Genomic DNA, 20,452 nt, shown 5'->3' on the forward strand with positions numbered 1-20,452 from the left:
GAAGCACCAGGGCCCCGCGGCCCTGAAAGGCGACCGGTGGCGCGGGCCTGAGAAGCACGGGGCGCAGCCTCTGCTTTTCAGGGGCGCGGGGAACTGCGCGAGAAGCCCCATGCACCCGCACCCGCCCGACTACAGTGCACCCCGAGCCATCAGGCGCCCGGCCCAGCGGCGCGGCCGACGCCGCGCGCCCCATAGGATTGGCGCCAAACCACACACACTCACCCCAGAGGATCGCTGCATGCCTGGCATTACGCGCGAGGAGGTCGCCCACCTCGCCCGGCTGGCGCGTCTGGAGCTGAAGCCCGAAGAGCTAGAGCACTTCGCGGGCCAGCTGGACGACATCATCGGCGCGGTCGCCCGCGTCAGCGAGGTCGCCGACCAAGATGTACCGCCGACCTCGCACCCGCTGCCGCTGACCAACGTCATGCGCGCGGACGAGGTCCGTCCCTCGCTCACCCCCGAGCAGGCGCTTTCCGCCGCCCCGGCCCAGGAGCAGCAGCGTTTCAAGGTGCCGCAGATCCTGGGGGAGGACTGATCACGTCATGACCGACAGCATCATCAAGCTCACCGCGGCCGAGATCGCCGCGAAGATCGCCGCCGGCGAACTCACCGCCGTCCAGGTCACCGAGGCCCACCTGGCCCGGATCGAGGCCGTCGACGAGAAGGTGCACGCCTTCCTGCACGTCGACCGCGAGGGCGCCCTCGCCCAGGCCCGTGCCGTCGACGAGAAGAAGGCCAGGGGCGAGAAGCTCGGCCCGCTCGCCGGTGTCCCGCTCGCGCTCAAGGACATCTTCACCACGGTCGGCATTCCGACCACCGTGGGCTCGAAGATCCTGGAGGGCTGGATCCCGCCGTACGACGCCACCCTCACCAAGCGGCTGAAGGACGCGGACGTCGTCATCCTCGGCAAGACCAACATGGACGAGTTCGCCATGGGGTCGTCGACGGAGAACAGCGCGTACGGCCCGACCGGCAACCCGTGGGACCTCACCCGTATCCCCGGCGGCTCCGGCGGCGGTTCCTCCGCCTCGCTCGCCTCCTACCAGGCGCCGCTGGCCATCGGCACCGACACCGGCGGCTCCATCCGCCAGCCGGCCGCCGTCACCGGCACGGTCGGCGTCAAGCCGACGTACGGCGCGGTCTCCCGCTACGGCATGGTCGCCTTCTCCTCCTCCCTCGACCAGGGCGGGCCCTGCGCCCGTACGGTCCTGGACGCGGCGCTGCTGCACGAGGTGATCGCCGGGCACGACCCGCTCGACTCCACCTCCATCGACGCGCCGGTCCCGCCGGTCGTCGAGGCCGCGCGCAACGGCAGCGTCGCCGGGATGCGCGTCGGTGTGGTCAAGCAGTTCCGCGGCGAGGGCTACCAGGCCGGTGTCGTCCAGCGGTTCGACGAGTCCGTGGCCCTCCTCAAGGAACTGGGCGCCGAGATCGTCGAGCTGGACTGCCCGTCGTTCGACCTGGCGCTGGCCGCGTACTACCTGATCGCGCCGAGCGAGTGTTCGAGCAACCTCGCCCGCTTCGACGGACTGCGCTACGGCCTGCGGACCGGCGACGACGGCACCAACTCCGCCGAGGCCGTCACCTCCCTCACCCGTGAGGAGGGCTTCGGCCCCGAGGTCAAGCGCCGCATCATGCTCGGCACGTACGCGCTCAGCTCCGGCTACTACGACGCGTACTACGGCAGCGCCCAGAAGGTCCGGACGCTCATCACCCGGGACTTCGAGAAGTCGTTCGAGCAGGTCGACGTCATCGTGTCGCCGACCACGCCCACCACCGCCTTCCCGATCGGCGAGCGCGCCGACGACCCGATGGCGATGTACCTGGCGGACCTCTGCACCATCCCGACCAACCTCGCGGGCAACGCCGCGATGTCCCTGCCCTGCGGCCTCGCGCCGGAGGACGGGCTGCCCGTCGGACTGCAGATCATCGCCCCGGCGCTCAAGGACGACCGTCTTTACAAGGTCGGCGCCGCCGTCGAGGCCGCCTTCGTGGAAAAGTGGGGCCACCCGCTTCTCGAGGAGGCTCCGTCGCTGTGAGCAACGCGCTGTCCAAGGCCAAGGACTTCCAGAAGTCCAAGTCCGGTACGTACGTGTCCATCGCCTCCACCGCCTTCGGCGCGTGGGGCATCGCCAAGCGGATCAAGAAGGCCCGCGCCGAACAGGACACGCTCCGGCTGATCGACGCGTCCGTGGCCGCCGTCGGCATCGTCACCGGTCTCGCCATCCTGTACCGCGAACTGAAGCGGCTGGGCGACGACGACGTCCTGCTGGGCTGAGAGGGAAGTTTCCACCGTGACCACCACGACCGACCTGGTGTCGTACGAGGACGCGCTGGCGTCGTACGACCCCGTCATGGGCCTCGAGGTCCATGTCGAACTCGGCACCAGGACCAAGATGTTCTGCGGCTGCTCGACCGAACTCGGTCAGGGCGCCAACACGCAGACCTGCCCCACCTGCCTCGGCCTGCCCGGCGCGCTCCCGGTCGTCAACGCGATCGGCGTCGAGTCGGCGATCAAGATCGGTCTCGCGCTCAACTGCGAGATCGCCGAGTGGTGCCGCTTCGCCCGGAAGAACTACTTCTATCCGGACATGCCGAAGAACTTCCAGACCTCCCAGTACGACGAGCCGATCGCCTTCAACGGCTACCTCGACGTCCAACTGGAGGACGGCGAGATCTTCCGTGTGGAGATCGAGCGCGCCCACATGGAGGAGGACACCGGCAAGTCGACGCACGTCGGCGGTGCGACGGGCCGAATCCACGGTGCCTCGCACTCGCTGCTCGACTACAACCGCGCGGGCATCCCCCTCATCGAGATCGTCACCAAGCCGATCGAGGGCGCGGGCGAGCGCGCTCCCGAGGTCGCCAAGGCGTACGTCCGTGAGCTGCGCGAGGTCATCAAGGCGCTCGGCGTCTCGGAGGCCCGCATGGAGATGGGCCAGATGCGCTGCGACGTGAACCTGTCGCTGCGCCCGCACGGCCGTGAGAAGTTCGGCACGCGCTCCGAGACCAAGAACGTGAACTCGCTGCGCAGCGTCGAGCGCGCCGCCCGCTTCGAGATCCAGCGGCACGCGGCCGTTCTCGACGGCGGCGGGACGATCATCCAGGAGACCCGGCACTTCCACGAGGACACGGGGTCCACGACCTCGGGCCGCGTGAAGGAGGAGGCCGAGGACTACCGGTACTTCCCCGAGCCGGACCTCGTGCCGGTGGCCCCCTCCCGCGAGTGGGTCGAGGAACTGCGGGCAGGGCTTCCGGAGCTGCCGCGGGTCCGCCGCAACCGGCTGCTCGACGAGTGGGGCATCGGCGCCACCGACATGCAGTCGATCACCAACGCCGGCGCGCTGGACCTCATCGTCGCCACCATCGAGGCCGGGGCGGACGCCGCCTCCGCCCGCAAGTGGTGGATGGGCGAGCTGGCCCGCAGCGCCAACGAGTCGGGCAAGGCGCTCGACGAGCTGGCGATCACGCCGGAGCAGGTCGCCCGGGTCACCGCGCTGGTGACGAACGGCGATCTGAACGACAAGCTGGCCCGTCAGGTCATCGAGGGCGTCCTCGCGGGCGAGGGCACCCCGGACGAGGTCGTCGACAAGCGCGGTCTGAAGGTCGTCTCCGACGAGGGCGCCCTGACCACGGCCGTCGAGGAGGCGATCGCCGGCAACCCGGGCATCGCCGACAAGATCCGCGGCGGCAAGGTCGCCGCGGCCGGTGCCCTGGTCGGCGCGGTCATGAAGGCCACGCGCGGTCAGGCGGACGCGGCCCGCGTCAAGGAGCTGATCCTGGAGAAGCTGGGCGTCGGCGAGGGCTGAACGCGACAGCGGCTTCCCGCGTACCCCTGAGGGCGGCACATCCCCGCGATGAGCCGCCCTCAGGCGTGTCACCGCGGTGACACGGGGCGACAGAGTGCCGCCGTTTGTCCTGTGAGGTGCCTCCCATCCCATGTGAGGAGACCCTCAAAGGGGCCAAACGATCACATTGTGGTGCAACAGTTGCCGGGAATTGTTCATGTCTCCCCTCCCCAGGAGCACGATCCGTGGCAGCCCTCGCGCGCTGGTGTGTCCGGCACCGTCTTGTCGCCGTCCTTCTGTGGCTTCTCGCCTTCGCCGGCACGGCTGCCGGCGCGACCGTCGCGGGAGCCGCGTACTCGAACGACTACAAGACCCCCGGAACCGAGTCCAGCCGCGCCACCGACCTCCTGAACGAGGGCTTCCCCGGCGTCGGCGGCGACAGCGCCACCGTCGTCTGGCACACCGACGACGGGTCCGTCCGGGCCGCCGCCGTCGAGCAGACGATGACCCGGACCCTCGACGAGATCGCCGACCTGCCGGGCGTCGCCGCCGTGACCGACCCGTACGACGGCGCCGACGGCGGCCGGATCAGCCAGGACGGCCGTACCGCGTACGCCACCGTCACCTTCGACCGGCCGGCCGAGGACGTCGACAAGGCGCAGGCCGAGGCCGTCGTCGACACCGCGAAGGCCGCCGGGAGCAAGGCGCTCCAGGTGGAGCTGGGCGGCACCTCGATCGGGCTCACCGAGTCCTCCGGCGGGCATCTCGCCGAGATCGTCGGCGTGCTCGTCGCCGCCGTGGTCCTCTTCCTGGCGTTCGGCTCGCTCGCCGCCAGCCTGCTGCCGATCGCGACCGCCCTGGTCAGCGTGGGCACCGCCTACGCGGGGATCACCCTGCTCGGGCACGCCATGACGGTCGCCGACTTCGCGCCGATGCTGGGCACCCTGATCGGTCTCGGTGTCGGCATCGACTACGCGCTGTTCATCGTGACCCGGCACCGGCGCGGTCTGAAACGGGGCCTGTCCGTCGAGGAGGCCGCGCGGGGCGCCGTCGCGACCACCGGACGGGCCGTCGTCTTCGCCGGTGCCACGGTCTGCATAGCCCTGCTCGGCATGCTGATCCTGCGGCTCGGCTTCCTCAACGGCGTCGCGATAGCCGCCTCGCTCACCGTGGTCCTCACCGTCGCCGCGTCCGTGACGCTGCTGCCCGCCCTGCTGTCGTTCATCGGCATGCGCGCGCTGAGCCGCCGCGAACGCCGCCGTCTCGCCGAGCACGGCCCCGAACCCGAGCTGCCCACCGGCTTCGCCGCCCGCTGGTCCGCCTTCGTGGAGCGGCACCCCAAGAAGCTCGGCGCGATCGCCCTCGTCGTCATGACCCTGCTCGCCCTGCCCACCCTCGGACTGCGCCTCGGCACCTCCGACCAGGGCAACGACCCCAGGGCGACGACCACCCGCCAGGCCTACGACCTCCTCGCGGAGGGCTTCGGGCCCGGGGTGAACGGCCCCCTCACCCTCGTCACCAAGGTCGACGGCGCCGCAGACAAGCTCGCCCTCGACAACCTCGACACCACGCTCCGGACCACCGAGGGCGTCTCGACGGTGACCCCGGTGACGTACAACACCGGCGGCGACACCGCCTACCTCACCGTCGTACCCGACTCCTCCCCGCAGTCCGCGAGGACCAGCGAGCTGGTCGAACGGCTGCGCGACGAGGTACTGCCGCGCGCCGAGACGGACACCTCGCTCGATCTGCACGTCGGTGGCGTGACCGCCGGTTACGACGACTTCGCGGACGTCATCGTCGGCAAGCTGCCGCTGTTCGTCGGCGTCGTCATCGGGCTCGGCTGTCTGCTGCTCCTGCTCGCCTTCCGGTCCATCGGGATACCGCTCAAGGCCGCCGCGATGAACGTGGCCGCCGTCGCCGCCGCGTTCGGTGTCGTCGTCGCGATCTTCCAGTGGGGCTGGGGGAGCGAGCTGCTGGGCCTCGGCCGCGCCGGGCCGATCGAACCCTTCCTCCCCGTGATCATGGTCTCGGTCCTCTTCGGCCTCTCCATGGACTACCAGGTCTTCCTGGTCAGCCGGATGTACGAGGAGTGGCTGGAGACCGGCGACAACCGGCGCGCGGTCCGCGTCGGCCTCGCCGAGACCAGCCGGGTGATCAACTCCGCGGCGGTCATCATGATCTCCGTCTTCCTCGCCTTCGTGCTCAGCGGCGACCGGGTGATCGCCATGTTCGGCATCGCGCTGGCCGCCGCCGTCGCCCTGGACGCCTTCGTCCTGCGTACGCTCCTCGTCCCCGCCCTGATGCATCTGCTCGGCGGCGCCAACTGGTGGCTGCCCCGCTGGCTCGACCGCCGGATGCCCCGGATCAGCATCGAACCGCCCGAGTCCCGCGCCGCCCATGAGAGGCTCGCGGACGTCGTGGTGGAAGAGCTGGAACGGGAACAGGAGCGGCCGAAGGATGTACGCGATATCCCTGGGTGACGACGGGGCCGAACTGCGGCCGCTGGAACCCTGGTACGCCGAGGAGTTCCTCGCGCACCTGGAGCGGGGGCGGGACTTCATCAACCAGTACGTCCCCTTCGGCCAGTCCGCCACGGACGCCGACGGGGCCCGCGCGGTCCTCCAGCGGTACGCCGACATGCGCGCCGCCGACACCGGCTCCCTGCACGGCATCTGGCTCGACGGCAAGCTCGTCGGCGGGGTCCTCTTCCTCAACTTCGACGCGGAGAACGCCAACTGCGAGGTCGGCTGCTGGCTGGAGCCCGCCGCCACCGGACGGGGGCTCGTCACCCGCGCGATGCGGATCCTCATCGACTGGGCCGTCGACGTCCGCGCCGTCCACCGCGTCGAGTGGATCGCGGCCTCCGGCAACACACCGAGCCTCGACGTGGCCCGGCGGCTCGGCATGGTCAGGGACGGTGTGCAGCGCGAGAGATATCCCCACCGGGGTGTCCGGCACGACGTGGAGATATGGTCCGTCCTGGCGCCCGAATGGCGTGCGGCACGCGCTCGCGGCGGTCACAGCGAGCGTTAAGAAACCTCTCAGACAACATTCGTACGGTGCGAGGTATGGGAACCAAGACAGCTGACGAGACCGGGGCCGACACGGGCGCCGAGGCCAGGAACGACGACGAGTCGGTGAAGGGCACCGACCTCACCAAGGGGGACGCCGCCGAGGAGGGCGCCACGACGGAAGCCGTGGCGGACGCCGGTGGCGCGGCCGAGGCCGACGGCTCCGGTGACGCCGCCGACGACCCCGGCGAGGCCGGGGAGTTCGACGAGGAGTTCCCGCCGGCCGCCGCGAAGGCGACGCCGGGTGTGGGGCAGGGTGCCGCCGGCATCGTGTCCGTGGTGCTGGGCCTGGTCTCGCTGACCGGCGGCTGGGTCGGCACGGTCGCCTCCGCGCGCCAGGAGATCACCGGCCAGATCGAGATGCAGGCCGCGACGAACGCGACCGTCGCCACCCAGCTCCAGGCCGTCTACGGCGACGCCTGGCAGGCCAACGCGCTCTGGGGCGGCGTCTTCGCGCTCGTCGGCCTGCTCGTCGGTGTCGCCGTGCTGGTGCGGCCCGCGTTCGGCGACCCCGACCAGGTGCAGGCACCGTGGATCAAGTCGGTGGCCTGGGCGGGTGTCGCGGTCGGCTTCATCGGGCTGGTGCTCGCCGCCCTGAAGTACTCCGACCTCCTGCTGGCACTGCCGAGCACCTGACGCACCCGCCCCGCCCCGGACAGGGCGGCGGACGCGGCTTCTGAGGGGCCTTAGGCCCGCCGTGGGCATCCCTACGGCGGGCCTAAGGCCCCTCCCACGTGTGAAGATGCGGAACTCTCCCGATGTGGCGGACCCCCCTGGCGGACGAAGGTTGAGGCATCGCGACAACGCGATCCGAGACCGACTCTTCACCAGGGGTTACGAGATGTTCGAGCACGAGCTGCACCAGATCCGTTCCGCCGAACTGATCCGTGAGGCGGAGCACTACCGTCAGGTCCGCGAGGCCCGCCGCGCCCGCCGCGAGGCCGCACACGACTCCAGGACCGCACGGAGGTCCGCGTCGGGAGGGGGCGACAAGGACGCCGAGGGGCGGGTCCTCGGCGAACGCCTGCGCCGCCTCCGCTTCCCCCGCGCCGCGTGAGCGCGGGGCCGGCGACGGGTCCGGCTCCCCGGGCACTGCGGATAATCGGTGCCGCGGTGTCCGAGGGTCGTGCGATGCTCGGCGATGTGGAGACCAGGTCCGTCAGTCCGGTGTTCGTCGGTCGAGTCGGCGAACTGGAGGTGTTGCGTGAGGCGTTGACCCGCGCCGGCGGAGGCACCGCGCGCGGGACGGAGAACGGGGGAGCGGCCGACGGGCCGCAGGCGCTGCTGCTCGGCGGGGAGGCCGGGGTCGGCAAGACCCGTCTGGTCGAGGAGTTCACCGGTGAGGCCGCGCGCGGGGGCGCGGTCGTCGCCCTCGGCGGCTGCGTCGAGATCGGCGCCGACGGCCTGCCCTTCGCCCCCTTCTCCACCGCGCTGCGCGCCCTGCGCCGCCGGCTGCCCGACGAACTGGCCGCCGCGTCCGCCGGACAGGAACAGGAACTGGCCCGGCTGCTCCCCGAGTTGGGCCAGGCCGAGACCGGACGCCACGACGAGGAGGGCACCGCCCGCCTCTTCGAACTCACCGCCCGCCTGCTGGAGCGCCTCGCCGCCGACCGCACGATCGTCCTCGTCCTGGAGGATCTGCACTGGGCCGACGCCTCCACCCGCCACCTCCTCTCCTACCTCCTGCGCACGCTGCGCACCGGCCGCCTCGTCGTCCTCGCCACCTACCGCTCCGACGACATCCACCGCCGCCACCCGCTGCGCCCCCTCCTCGCCGAACTCGACCGGCTCCGCACGGTCCGCCGCGTCGAACTGCCCCGCTTCAACCACGCCGAGGTCGGCCGCCAGCTCGCCGGCATCCTCGCCGCCGAACCCGCGCCGGAGCGCGTGGACGAGATCTTCGACCGCTCCGACGGCAACGCCTTCTTCGTCGAGGAACTCGCCGTGGCCGCCCATGACGGCGGCTGCCCCGGCCTCACCGACACCCTGCGCGATCTGCTCCTCGTCCGGGTCGAGCGGCTCTCCGAGGACGCCCAGCGGGTCGTCCGCATCGTCGCCGAGGGCGGCTCCACCGTGGAGTACGCCCTGCTCGCGGCCGTGGCCCGGCTCCCCGAGGACGACCTCATCGCCGCCCTGCGGGCCGCCGTCGGCGCCAACATCCTGCTCGCCGCACCCAGCGGCGACGGCTACCGCTTCCGTCACTCCCTGGTCCGCGAGGCCGTCGGCGACGACCTGCTCCCCGGCGAACGCTCCCGCCTCAACCGCCGCTACGCCGAGGCCCTGGAGGCCGAGCCCACCCTCGTCCCCGCCGACGGCCGAGCCACCCGACTGGCCAGCTACTGGTACCACGCCCATGACGCCGCCAAGGCCCTGCCCGCCGTCCTCGTCGCCTCCGCCGAGGCCCGCTCCCGGCACGCCCACGCCGAGCAACTACGCCTCCTGGAGCGGGCGATGGAGCTGTGGGACGCCGTCCCCGACGCCGTCCGCGCCACGCTGCGCCCCGTCGACTACACCGAGGTCTACCCGCCCTGCGGCTGCGCCCCCGGCACCCATCCGCTGCGCTATCTCGACCTGATGGCCGAGGCGGCGGTCGCGGGACGGCTGTGCGGGGAGCGGGAGCGGGCCCTCAGGATCACCCGCCGGGCCCTCGACCGGCTCGCCGACGGCAGCAGCCCGCTGCGCGCCGCCTGGTTCTGGGTCCAGCGCTCCCTGCTGACCGAAGGCCTGTCCCGGGGCGACGGCTGGAAGGAACTCGCCACCGCCCAGGAACTCGTCCGCGGCCTGCCGCCCTCCGAGGTGCACGCCGAGGTCCTCTCCCGCGTCGCCTGCTGGTCCATGCTCCACGCCCCCGGCCCCGACGCGCTCAGTGACGCCCAGCGCGCCGTCGAGTACGCGCGCATGGTGGGCGCCGAGGACATCGAACTGAACGCCCGCATCACCCTCGGCGGTCTGCTCGTCGAAGCCGGTGACGTCGAGGCGGGCATCGCGGAGATGGAGGACGCCCGCCGCCGCACCCTGGAGCGCGGCCCCGCCGCCGTCACGGGACGCGCCTATGTGAACGTCCCATCCTGTCTGGAGAGCGTCGGCCGCTCGCAGGAAGCGGTGCAGATGCTGCGCGAGGGCGTCGAGGTCATCCGGAGCAGGGGCCTGTCGACGTCCGAGTCCTGGATCTGGTGCAACCTCGCCGAGTCGCTGATCTCCCTGGGCCGCTGGGACGAGGCGAGGGAAGCCGCCAGGCAGGGCCGGGCCACCGGACCGAGCCCCAAGCCGGGCGGCCTCAGCGCCCTGTGCACCGGCACCGTCGCGCTCGCCCGGGGCGACCTCGCCGAGGCCCGGCACCAGCTCGCCACCGCCCGCGACCTCTACGGCCGCCACAACCCCATGCCGCAGAACGACCTGCCCCTGTCCACCCTCACCATCGGCGTCGCCGCCGCCGACGGCCGCCTCCCCGACGCCCGCGCCGAACTGGCCCACGTCCTCGACACCGGCTTCCCCGTCGGCACCCAGCGCTACGCCTGGCCCCTGCTGCTCGCCGCCGTCACCGCCGAGGCCGACGCCCGCGCCCTGCCGATCGCCGGGCCCGGTCGCGCCGAGATCCTCGACCGGATCCTCACCGTGGCCAAGAGCCTCACCACCGGCGCACCGATCTGGCTCGCCCACGAACACTGGGTCCGCGCCGAACTCCAGCGCGCCGAGGGCGTGATGGCCCCGGACACCTGGTCCGACGTCGTCACCGCCTTCGAGCCCCTGGACCGGCCCTACGACCTCGCCCGCGTCCGGCACCGCCTCGCCGAGGCACTGCTGTCGGGCGGCCCCGACGACGAGGCCCGGGACCGCGCGACCGAGCTGCTGCGGCTGGCCGCCGCCGTCGCCGACCACCTCGGCGCCCGCCCGCTCGCCGACGAGGTCACCCAGCTCGCCCGCCGCGCCCGCCTCGGGCTGAACCGCGCCCCCGAGCCCGCCCTCGCCCCGGCCGACCCGGTCGCCGCACTCGGCCTCACCGACCGCGAACACGACGTGCTCCGCCTGGTCGCCGCCGGCCGCACCAACCGCCAGATAGCCGAGGCACTCTTCATCTCCCCCAAGACCGCCAGCGTGCACGTCTCCAACATCCTCGCCAAGCTCGGCGTCTCCGGCCGGGGCGAGGCGGCGGCGGTGGCGCATCGGGTCGGCCTGTCTCCGGCGGGGGAGGGGGAACGGCTCGTCGCGGGATAGTGGAGGCAGGGCCATGAATCCCGGAGGAGCCGTGTCGTACCAGATCGAGTTCACGGAGCGGGCTGCCGCACAGAGGGACGCGCTGCCCGAGGACAGGCGCAAGCTTTTGGAGCGGGGGCTTCACAAGCTGGCCGAGGACCCCTTCACTCCGGTGTCCCAGGCCGTGAGCGGTGAGGACATCCGCGTGGTGTCCGTGGCCCCAGGACTGACCGTCGGCTACATGATCCACCGAGCGTTCCTGATCCTGGTGTCGGTGGCGATCCTCGACCGGTCGCTGATCGACGACGAGTGACCCGGCCGGCTACGTCACCCTCAGCTCCAGGATCTTGTCGTCGCCCTTCTCCGGGCTGCCCCGGCCGTCCGTCTCGCTGGTGACCAGCCAGAGCTTGTCACCGCCGGCGGAGAGGACCGTACGGAGGCGGCCGTGGTCGCCCTCCAGGAAGGCCTCGGGGTCGGCTGCGGTTTCGGTGCCGTCGAGCGGGACGCGCCACAGGCGCTGCCCCCTGAGGCCCGCCATCCACACCGAGCCCTCCGCGATGGCGATGCCACTGGGGGAGGCCTCGTCCGTGGTCCAGACGGCCACCGGGTCGATGAAACCGGACCTGCCCTCCTTGCCCTCGACCTCGGGCCAGCCGTAGTTCCCGCCGGGCTCGATGAGGTTCAGCTCGTCCCAGGTGTTCTGGCCGAACTCCGAGGCCCACAGCCGCTGTTTGCCGTCCCAGGCCAGACCCTGGACGTTGCGGTGGCCGTACGAGTACACGACGGAGTCGTCGAAGGGGTTGCCCGGGGCCGGCTCGCCGTCCGGGGTCATCCGGAGGATCTTGCCGCCGAGGGAGTCCTTGTCCTGGGCGAGGGGGCCTTCGTACCGCTCGCCCGTGCTCGCGTACAGCATCTTGTCGGGGCCGAAGGCGAGACGGCCGCCGTTGTGGTTGGTGCCCTTGGGGATGCCCCGCAGGACGGTGTCGGGGGCGCCGAGCTGCTCGCCCGCGGGCTTCTCGGGGTCGTACAGCATCCGTACGATCCGGTTGTCGGACTCCGAGGTGAAGTACGCGTAGATCATGTGGTCCGAGGCGTACTCCGGGGAGACCGCGATACCCATCAGTCCGCCCTCGCCCGCCGGGGCGACACCGGGGACCTCACCGAGCACGGTCTTCTTGCCGGACTCCTCGTCGATTCTGCTGATCGTGGCCCCGTCACGGGACGACACCAGCAGTCCGCCCTCGGGGAGGGCCGCGAGGCCCCAGGGGGTGTCGAGGCCCTCGGCGACGGTGCGGACCACCTTCACCGAGCCCTTCGCGGGGGGCACCGGGTCCGCCGTCCCCCGGTCGGGCGGGGACGACCCGGCACTGCTGCTGCTCGGGGGTGAGCTGCCGGCCGCGTCCGTACCCTCCCCGTCGTCGGAGGAGCAGCCGGTCGTCACCAGAAGCACGGCTGCGGCCAACACGGCCGTCACCACTCGACGTTGCACCATCACGATCCCTTCGGCGTGGAACTTCTCCTTGTCTTACACCGCGGGTGCCCCACAAGTTCCGCCTCCGCCCGATCACGAGGAATTTCCGCCGAAGAGGCGGCCCGCCGTCGATGCCGCCGGCCGCCGTCCCCTCGGTCCGGGACCGCCCTCAGTCCCAGGATCCCCGCGCCGGCGGCAGCCCCGCCACCTCCGCCAGATCCCCGGCCGTGAGCCGTAGCGCGTGGGCCGCCGCGTTCTCCGTCACCCACCGCGCCTGCTTGGCGCCCGGCACCGGGACCACCTGCGGGCCGAGGGACAGGATCCAGGCCAGGGCGACCTGGGCCGGGGTCACCGCAGCCCCGTGCCGGGCGGCGATCCGGCGCAGCCCGACGACGAGGGGCTGGTTGGCGGCCATCATCTCGGAGGTGAAACGGGGATGACGGGCGCGGAGGTCGTCGGGCTCGAAGCCCCCGCCCGGAGTCAGGGTCCCGGTGAGGAAACCGTTCCCCAGGGGCATGGCGGCGAGAAAACCGATTCCGCGGGCCACACACCAGGGGAGGAGGGAGCCCAGCGCCTCCCGCGACCAGACCGACAGCTCGGCCTGCACGGCGCTCACCGGGAAGACCTGCTGGACCCGCTGGAGCTGGCGGAGCGTGGTGTCGTACATGCCCGCGCCCGGCCGTCGCCCGGCCCGCGCGCCCACCGCGCAGAGGCCCAACGCCCGTACCTTCCCGGCCTGCACCAGCTCCGCCATCGCGCCCCACGTCTCCTCGACGGGGACCTCGGGATCCGCCCGGTGCAGCTGGTAGAGGTCGATGACATCGGTCTGGAGCCGGCGCAGCGAGGCGTCACAGGCCCGCCGTACATAGCCGGGGCGGCCGTTGGCCACGATGTGCTGCTCGCCCACCAGCAGCCCCACCTTGGTGGAGACGAAGGCCTCCGCGCGCCGCTCCTTCAGCACCCGGCCCACCAGCAGCTCGTTGGTGAAGGGGCCGTACATGTCGGCCGTGTCCAGCAGCGTGGTGCCGAGATCGAGCGCCCGGTGCACGGTCCGCATCGACTCGTCGCCCCGTTGCCGCGACCCGGTGTACGCCCAGCTCATCGGCATGCACCCGAGTCCTACGGCCCCCACCTCGAGCGTCGCCGCGCCGATCGTCCTGCGCTCCACCTGGTCGTGACCCTCCCTCTCCCGAACCCCCAACCTAACCTCTGCCGTACCGCGTACCTGACATAGCCTCCGGAGCATGACTGCTGACGCGACTGGCGACCCGACCGCGGACGTGACCGGTGAGGTGTGGCTCTCCATCCCGCCGGACGAGATCGAGGGGCTCCCGCAGGGCCCCACCTACCTCTTCTGGGACGGGGGCGAGGACGGCACCCAGCCCTATCCCGGTGATCCCGCGGACTGTGTCCTGTACGTGGTCCCCTACATGAAGAGCCGGTCGATGACCGTGGCCCCGCTGGAGTCCATGCGCAGCCTGCAAGTCGTCCAGACCCTCACGGCGGGCGTCGACGACGTCCTGGGCCGGCTGTCCGCACTCGCCCCCGGGGTGCGGCTGTGCAACGCGCGCGGAGTGCACGAGGCCAGCACCGCCGAACTCGCGCTCACCCTGACCCTCGCCTCGCTGCGCGGCGTCCCCGACTTCGTACGGGCCCAGCAACAGGAGCACTGGCAGGGCGACTTCCGGCCCGCGCTCGCCGACAGGTCCGTCCTGATCGTCGGCTACGGCGCGATCGGCGCCGCCATCGAGGACCGGCTCGTGCCCTTCGAGGTGGCGCGGGTGGCGCGCGTCGCGCGCTCTGAGCGCACCACGGCGCGCGGACCGGTGCATTCGTTCACCGAACTGCCCTCCCTGCTGCCGCAGGCCGACGTCGTGATCCTGTCCACTCCGCTCACAGAACAGACGAAAGGCCTGGTCGGCGCCGATTTCCTGGCCCATATGAAGGACGGCGCCCTCTTGGTGAATGTTGCCCGCGGAGGCGTCGTCGACACCAAGGCGCTGCTGGCGGAACTGGACGCCGGGCGCATCACCGCCGCACTCGACGTCACCGACCCCGAGCCGCTGCCGCCGGGGCACCCGCTCTGGCGCGCGCCCGGCGTGCTCATCAGCCCTCACGTCGGCGGCCCCACGTCGGCCTTCCTGCCGCGTGCCAAAAGGCTGCTGGTGGACCAGTTGGGGCGATTCGTGAACCGGGAGCCCCTGCGCAACGTGGTCCTTACGACGGGCGAGACGGACGACGCGTAATCCACTTCGGGCACCCTCCGCGTTCCTTCGGAAGCGGACCGTGCTCGTGTTGCCAGAGGTGGTCACTGAGCGTAGAGGAACTATGTCCCTGAGTGACGAGACTGGTGTATCGTCCCGACAGGGGCTGCGCCGCGCACCGTTCGGCGCCGGGGACGGGACTTGAGACAGCGAGGGGGGCGACGGGCGATGCACGGCCTATGGACGAACGATCCGACGCGGCGGAGCCGCCGACGGCGGCCCTGGCGCGCCGCGACGCCGAGGCACCCGCACGGGAGTCACGGCGGCCCCGGCGGTCACGGTCATCACCGCAGGCACAGCAACCGCAGAAAGCACACCCACCCGACGCACCGCGACCGGCGGGACACCGCGGCGGCGCTCACCGGGGAGATCCGGTGAGTGCCCGCCCGTCCGCCGCCTCCACGCTGAGCCCCACGCTCCGGGCCGCCAAGCCGTCGGCCGGGCCGCTGACGCCCGGCGGGCAGGCGCCCGACCGAGGGGGCGCGAGCCTACGGGCCCAGCTCGTCCTCGCCCTGCTCTGCGCGGCCTACGCCGTCGGTGCCGCGCTCGGCTGGGGCAATGAGCAAGTCGCGCTCGTCATGGGCGACTTCGGGCTCAGCGCGGCCGCCGCCGCGGCCGCCGTCTCCTGCTTCCGCTACGCGCGCAGCCGCCGCAGCCGCTTTCGACCCGCCTGGCTGCTGTTCGCCCTCTCCTCCGCCATGGCGGCCCTGGGCAACGGCGTCTGGGGGTGGTACGAGGTCGTCCTGGAGCGGCCCGTGCCCGAGCCGAGCTACGCGGACCTGTTCTTCCTCTGCTTCGCGCCACCCGCCATCGTCGGTCTGCTGGTGCTGGCCAAGAGGCCCGTGACCAAGGCCGGCTGGATCTGCCTCGCGCTGGACTCCTGGCTCATCGGCGGCTCCCTGGTCACCCTCTCCTGGAGCCTCGCCCTGGCGCAGAACGCCCAGCTCGACGACTCCGACACCGCGCACACCGCGCTCTCCCTGGCGTATCCGCTGCTCGACATCGCCCTGGTCAGCATGGTGCTCGCCCTGCACTTCCGCCGCTCCTCGATGCACCGCTCCGCGGTCAACACCGCGATCGGGGCCCTCGCGCTCACCGTGATGTGCGACGCCCTGTTCACCTCGCCCCTGCTGCACACCAGCTACCAGTCCGGTCAGCTCCTCGACGCCGGCTGGTTCGCGGGATCCCTGCTCCTCGCCTACGCCCCCTGGGCCGGCCAGCGGCACGGACAGCCGGACGAGGGCGGGCACGCACGCGTGGTGCACGAACACATCCCGGGCCAGCGGCACGACCTGAAGCCGGGCCGCCGCCACGAGGTCCAGCCCGGCCACCGGCACGACGGCCCCCAGGCAGGACACGTGCATGTGCTCCTCCAGGGAGGAGGTCACAGTCGGTATCCGGCCACCCGCCCGATCGCCGGATCCCTGGCCGCGCTCACCCCCTACCTGGCCGCCGCCGTCTGCACCCTGGGCATCCTCTACAACGTGCTCAACGGCCGCAGCGTCGACCGCGTGGTGCTCATCACCGCCTGCACGGTAGTGCTCGCCCTCGTCGTCCGCCAGGGCATCATGCTCCTCGACAACATCACCCTCACCCAGGAACTGGCCCAGAAGGAGAACCACTTCCGCTCCCTGGTGCAGAGCTCCAGCGACGTCATCATGATCGCCGCACCGAACGGCATCCTCCGCTACGTCAGCCCGGCCGCCGCCGGGGTCTACGGACGCCCCGCGGAGGACCTCGTCGGCAAGGAGCTGGCCTCGATCATCCACCCCGAGGACCTCGGCTGCGTCGTCCACGAGGTGCGCCGCTTCCTCGCCGCCAGCCCCGCCGACGAGCCCACCACCCGCATCGAGTGCCGCTTCAAGTCCGGCGGCGGGGGAGGCTGGCTGAACGTCGAGTCCACGGTCAACCGCCACCACGGCGGCCTCATCTTCAACAGCCGGGACGTCACCGAGAGAGTGCGCCTGCAGGCCCAGCTCCAGCACAACGCCGAGCACGACCCGCTCACCGACCTGCCCAACCGTGCCCTGTTCACCAAGCGGGTCCAGCAGGCGCTCTCCGGCCGCCGCTCCTCCGACCGGGGCGTCGCCCTGCGCAACACGGCGGTCCTCTTCATCGACCTCGACGGCTTCAAGGCCGTCAACGACACCATCGGGCACCAGGCCGGGGACGAACTGCTCGTCCAGGCCGCCCGCAGACTCCAGGACGCCGTCCGGCAGGGGGACACCGCCTCCCGTCTCGGCGGCGACGAGTTCGCGGCCCTCATCGTCGGGGACGGCTCCCGCGACCGCACGGCCCGGGAGCAGCACATCCTGGAGCTGGCCGACCGGCTCCGGATCGCCCTGTCCCAGCCGTACACCATCGACGGCAACGATGTCCGGGTCGCCGCCTCCATCGGGGTCTCCTTCGCCGAGCCCGGTCTCGGCGCGGGCGAGCTGCTGCGCAACGCCGACCTGGCCATGTACCGGGCGAAGGCGTCCGGCAAGGGCCGCGTCGAGCTGTACAAGCCGCAGATGCAGCAGGACGTCGTACGCAAGGCCGAGCTGGCCACCCGGCTGCGGGCCGCGCTGCACGACGGCGAGTTCATGCTGCTGAACCAGCCCGTGGTGGAGCTGGAGACCGGCCGGATCTCATCGGTCGCCACCGCGGCCCGCTGGCGCTCGTCCCAGGGGGTGCTGTTCACGCCCGCCGAGTTCCTGCGGGTCTCCGAGGACAGCGAGAAGACCGCCGAGCTGGGCCGCTGGATGCTGGAACAGGCCGTCGAGCAGGCCGCCGACCGCCTCACCGGCGGCCTGAACGTCCCGGTCTCGGTCCGGATGAGCGCCCGGCGTCTGCTGGACCGCTCCCTGCCCCCGGGCTCGATCGAGACGCTTCTGACCCGCCACGGGCTGCCCTCCGGTTCGCTGGTCGTCGAGCTGTCCGACACCGAGCTGAAGTGCCCCCTGGACGAGTTGGAGCGCCGGCTGAACCAACTGCGGCGCCTCGGTGTCCGGATCGCCCTGGACGGCCTCGGCAGCGGCCACGCGGCCATCACGGCGCTGCGCCGGCTCCCCGTCGACGTCCTGAAGCTGGACCGCGGCCTGATCGAGGGGGTCGTGGAGTCGACCCGGCTGCAGAAGATCACCCGAGGGCTGCTGCGGATCGCCGACGACCTCGGGCTGCAGTCCGTGGCCGACGGGGTGGATCTGCCCGAGCAGGTCGTCGCCCTGCGCGCGATGGGCTGCACCCACGGCCAGGGCGCCGCCTTCTCCGGACCGCTGGACGAGTACCGGCTCCGCCGGGCCCTGTCCCTCGGGCACTACCCGGTGCCCAGCGGACCGGCGGAACCCGCCTTCGCGGGCGGCGCGCGCGAGCCCGAAGGACGCGTCGGCGCCGAGAGCGGCGGAGTGCGGAGGTCCGAGGCGCTGAGCGCGGTCGTGGCGTCGCCACCCCTGACACCTCGGAGGTGAGCGGGCATCGACGGGCTCGGGGGTGTACACAAGGGGGGTATTCGCTGTCGACGGAGGCAGACGTGCCCATCGCTCACATATTGAGACTCCCGTCCCACGCGCTTGACACGCGGTGCGCGCCGGGGGGAGGGTCAGTGCCATGCGCACCCGAATCCTCGTACTTGGAAAGCGCGTCGGCTGAAGCTGGGACCCACCGGACCATGTTCCGGAATCCCCGGCGACCGTACCCGGCGCGCTCCCCTCGCTTGCCTCGTGGCAAGGAGGGGTTTTTTGTTGCACGGGCACCAGTCGGCGTGAGCCGCACACCGCACGAACCTCGCAAAACACCCTCAGCATCGAGAAGAGAATGCCGATGACCGAGCAGGCCACCGGGGCCCACCATCCGCAGCCGCGGCCCCGATCCGGAGGACCGTCCACCCCTGTCGAGCACGTCACGGGTGCGCAGTCCCTCATCCGCTCGCTTGAGGAGGTCGGGGCCGACACCGTATTCGGCATCCCCGGGGGCACCATCCTGCCGGCGTACGACCCGATGATGGACTCCAAGCGGGTGCGCCACGTGCTGGTCCGCCACGAGCAGGGCGCCGGCCACGCGGCCACCGGCTACGCGCAGGCCACCGGCAAGGTCGGGGTGTGCATGGCGACGTCCGGGCCGGGCGCCACCAACCTGGTCACCCCGATCGCGGACGCGCACATGGACTCCGTGCCGCTCGTCGCGATCACCGGTCAAGTCGTGTCCAAGGCGATCGGTACGGACGCCTTCCAGGAGGCGGACATCGTCGGCATCACCATGCCGATCACCAAGCACAGCTTCCTGGTCACCAAGCCGGAGGACATCCCCAAGGCCATCGCGCAGGCGTTCCACATCGCCTCCACCGGCCGCCCCGGCCCGGTCCTGGTGGACATCCCCAAGGACATCCTCCAGGCCAAGACCACCTTCAGCTGGCCGCCCGCCATGGACCTGCCCGGCTACCGGCCCGTCACCAAGCCGCACGCCAAGCAGATCCGCGAGGCCGCCAAGCTGATCACCGCCGCCAAGCGGCCCGTCCTGTACGTCGGCGGCGGCGTCCTCAAGGCGCACGCGACCGCCGAGCTGAAGGTGCTGGCCGAGCTGACCGGCGCGCCCGTCACCACCACGCTGATGGCGCTCGGCGCGTTCCCCGACAGCCACCCGCAGCACCTGGGCATGCCGGGCATGCACGGCTCGGTGGCCGCCGTCACCGGACTGCAGAAGGCCGACCTGATCGTCGCCCTCGGCGCCCGCTTCGACGACCGGGTCACCGGCAAGCTGGACAGCTTCGCGCCGTTCGCCAAGATCGTCCACGCGGACATCGACCCGGCGGAGATCGGCAAGAACCGCGCCGCGGACGTGCCGATCGTCGGTGACGCCCGCGAGGTCATCGCCGATCTGATCCAGGCCGTGCAGAAGGAGCACAGCGAGGGCGTCCGGGGCGACTACAGCGCCTGGTGGAAGGACCTCGACCGCTGGCGCGAGACCTACCCCCTCGGCTACGACCAGCCGGCCGACGGCTCGCTCTCCCCGCAGGCGGTCATCGAGCGCATCGGACAGCTCGCCCCCGAGGGCACGATCTTCACGGCGGGCGTCGGCCAGCACCAGATGTGGGCCGCCCACTTCATCCAGTACGAGAAGCCCGCCACCTGGCTGAACTCGGGCGGCGCCGGAACGATGGGCTACGCGGTCCCGGCCGCCATGGGCGCCAAGGCCGGTGCCCCGGACCGGACCGTCTGGGCGGTCGACGGCGACGGCTGCTTCCAGATGACCAACCAGGAACTGACCACCTGCGCCCTGAACAACATCCCGATCAAGGTCGCCATCATCAACAACGGCGCCCTCGGCATGGTCCGCCAGTGGCAGACGCTGTTCTACAACCAGCGCTACTCCAACACCGTCCTGCACAGCGGCCCGGACGACGTGAACCCCAACGCCCGCGGCACCCGCGTCCCCGACTTCGTGAAGCTGTCGGAGGCCATGGGCTGTTACGCGATCCGCTGCGAGTCCCCGGACGACCTCGACAAGGTCATCGAGGAGGCGAACTCGGTCAACGACCGCCCGGTCGTCATCGACTTCGTCGTCCACGAGGACGCGATGGTGTGGCCGATGGTCGCCGCCGGCACCTCCAACGACACGATCATGGCCGCCCGGGACGTCCGCCCCGACTTCGGCGACAACGAAGACGACTGAGAGCCGTAGGTA

General features: G+C 71.7%; 15 protein-coding genes. 13 read left to right on the top strand and 2 right to left on the bottom strand.

Annotated features, from left to right (window positions below):
• Window positions 1-238 precede the first annotated feature (238 nt).
• From gatC to J8M51_RS20375, 10 genes are all read left to right on the top strand, one after another.
• Window positions 239-535 carry an Asp-tRNA(Asn)/Glu-tRNA(Gln) amidotransferase subunit GatC gene (gatC, locus tag J8M51_RS20330; RefSeq protein WP_005480000.1) on the top strand — a complete coding sequence of 99 codons (297 nt, stop codon included), beginning with the start codon at window positions 239-241 and terminating at the stop codon, window positions 533-535.
• Window positions 536-542: 7 nt separating this feature from the next.
• Window positions 543-2,039, top strand: coding sequence for an Asp-tRNA(Asn)/Glu-tRNA(Gln) amidotransferase subunit GatA (gatA, locus tag J8M51_RS20335; protein ID WP_086751134.1), 1,497 nt, complete (start codon window positions 543-545; stop codon window positions 2,037-2,039).
• Window positions 2,036-2,278: a hypothetical protein gene (locus J8M51_RS20340; protein WP_086751135.1), complete on the top strand. Its 243-nt coding sequence runs from the start codon at window positions 2,036-2,038 to the stop codon at window positions 2,276-2,278. The genes gatA and J8M51_RS20340 overlap by 4 nt, the downstream gene beginning before the upstream one ends.
• 16 nt (window positions 2,279-2,294) lie before the next feature.
• The gene (gatB, locus tag J8M51_RS20345; protein WP_086751137.1) at window positions 2,295-3,809 is read left to right on the top strand and encodes an Asp-tRNA(Asn)/Glu-tRNA(Gln) amidotransferase subunit GatB; all 1,515 of its coding nucleotides are present in this window, start codon (window positions 2,295-2,297) and stop codon (window positions 3,807-3,809) included.
• A gap of 224 nt (window positions 3,810-4,033) precedes the next feature.
• On the top strand, window positions 4,034-6,271 hold the full coding sequence (locus J8M51_RS20350; protein WP_086751139.1) for an MMPL family transporter: 2,238 nt from the start codon (window positions 4,034-4,036) through the stop codon (window positions 6,269-6,271).
• Entirely contained in the window at window positions 6,249-6,824 is a 576-nt protein-coding gene (locus J8M51_RS20355; protein ID WP_086751141.1) for a GNAT family N-acetyltransferase, read from the top strand. The genes J8M51_RS20350 and J8M51_RS20355 overlap by 23 nt, the downstream gene beginning before the upstream one ends.
• A gap of 35 nt (window positions 6,825-6,859) precedes the next feature.
• Window positions 6,860-7,498 (top strand): hypothetical protein, encoded by a 639-nt coding sequence (locus tag J8M51_RS20360; protein ID WP_086751143.1) that lies wholly within the window; start codon window positions 6,860-6,862, stop codon window positions 7,496-7,498.
• Window positions 7,499-7,703: 205 nt separating this feature from the next.
• Window positions 7,704-7,919, top strand: a complete 216-nt coding sequence (locus J8M51_RS20365; RefSeq protein WP_086751145.1) for a hypothetical protein — start codon at window positions 7,704-7,706, stop codon at window positions 7,917-7,919.
• Window positions 7,920-7,993: 74 nt separating this feature from the next.
• Window positions 7,994-11,077: a helix-turn-helix transcriptional regulator gene (locus J8M51_RS20370; RefSeq protein ID WP_086751147.1), complete on the top strand. Its 3,084-nt coding sequence runs from the start codon at window positions 7,994-7,996 to the stop codon at window positions 11,075-11,077.
• 13 nt (window positions 11,078-11,090) lie between these two features.
• On the top strand, window positions 11,091-11,369 hold the full coding sequence (locus tag J8M51_RS20375; protein WP_086751149.1) for a type II toxin-antitoxin system RelE family toxin: 279 nt from the start codon (window positions 11,091-11,093) through the stop codon (window positions 11,367-11,369).
• 9 nt (window positions 11,370-11,378) lie between these two features.
• On the opposite strand, the gene J8M51_RS20380 is transcribed toward J8M51_RS20375, so the two are convergent.
• Window positions 11,379-12,548 (bottom strand): PQQ-dependent sugar dehydrogenase, encoded by a 1,170-nt coding sequence (locus J8M51_RS20380; protein ID WP_086751151.1) that lies wholly within the window; start codon window positions 12,546-12,548, stop codon window positions 11,379-11,381.
• A 148-nt stretch (window positions 12,549-12,696) separates the two neighbouring features.
• Window positions 12,697-13,695: an aldo/keto reductase gene (locus tag J8M51_RS20385; RefSeq protein ID WP_086751153.1), complete on the bottom strand. Its 999-nt coding sequence runs from the start codon at window positions 13,693-13,695 to the stop codon at window positions 12,697-12,699.
• A gap of 76 nt (window positions 13,696-13,771) precedes the next feature.
• Between J8M51_RS20385 and J8M51_RS20390 the strand changes: the two genes are divergently transcribed.
• The 3 genes from J8M51_RS20390 (at window position 13,772) to J8M51_RS20400 (ending at window position 20,440) form a co-directional block, all read left to right on the top strand.
• On the top strand, window positions 13,772-14,773 hold the full coding sequence (locus J8M51_RS20390) for a 2-hydroxyacid dehydrogenase (protein WP_179202824.1): 1,002 nt from the start codon (window positions 13,772-13,774) through the stop codon (window positions 14,771-14,773).
• Between the two features lie 392 nt (window positions 14,774-15,165).
• Entirely contained in the window at window positions 15,166-18,240 is a 3,075-nt protein-coding gene (locus J8M51_RS20395) for a putative bifunctional diguanylate cyclase/phosphodiesterase (protein WP_216588756.1), read from the top strand.
• 352 nt (window positions 18,241-18,592) lie between these two features.
• Entirely contained in the window at window positions 18,593-20,440 is a 1,848-nt protein-coding gene (locus J8M51_RS20400) for an acetolactate synthase large subunit (RefSeq protein ID WP_086754664.1), read from the top strand.
• Window positions 20,441-20,452: the final 12 nt, after the last annotated feature.

The sequence above is a fragment of the Streptomyces griseiscabiei genome (genome assembly GCF_020010925.1).
Lineage (GTDB): Bacteria > Actinomycetota > Actinomycetes > Streptomycetales > Streptomycetaceae > Streptomyces > Streptomyces griseiscabiei.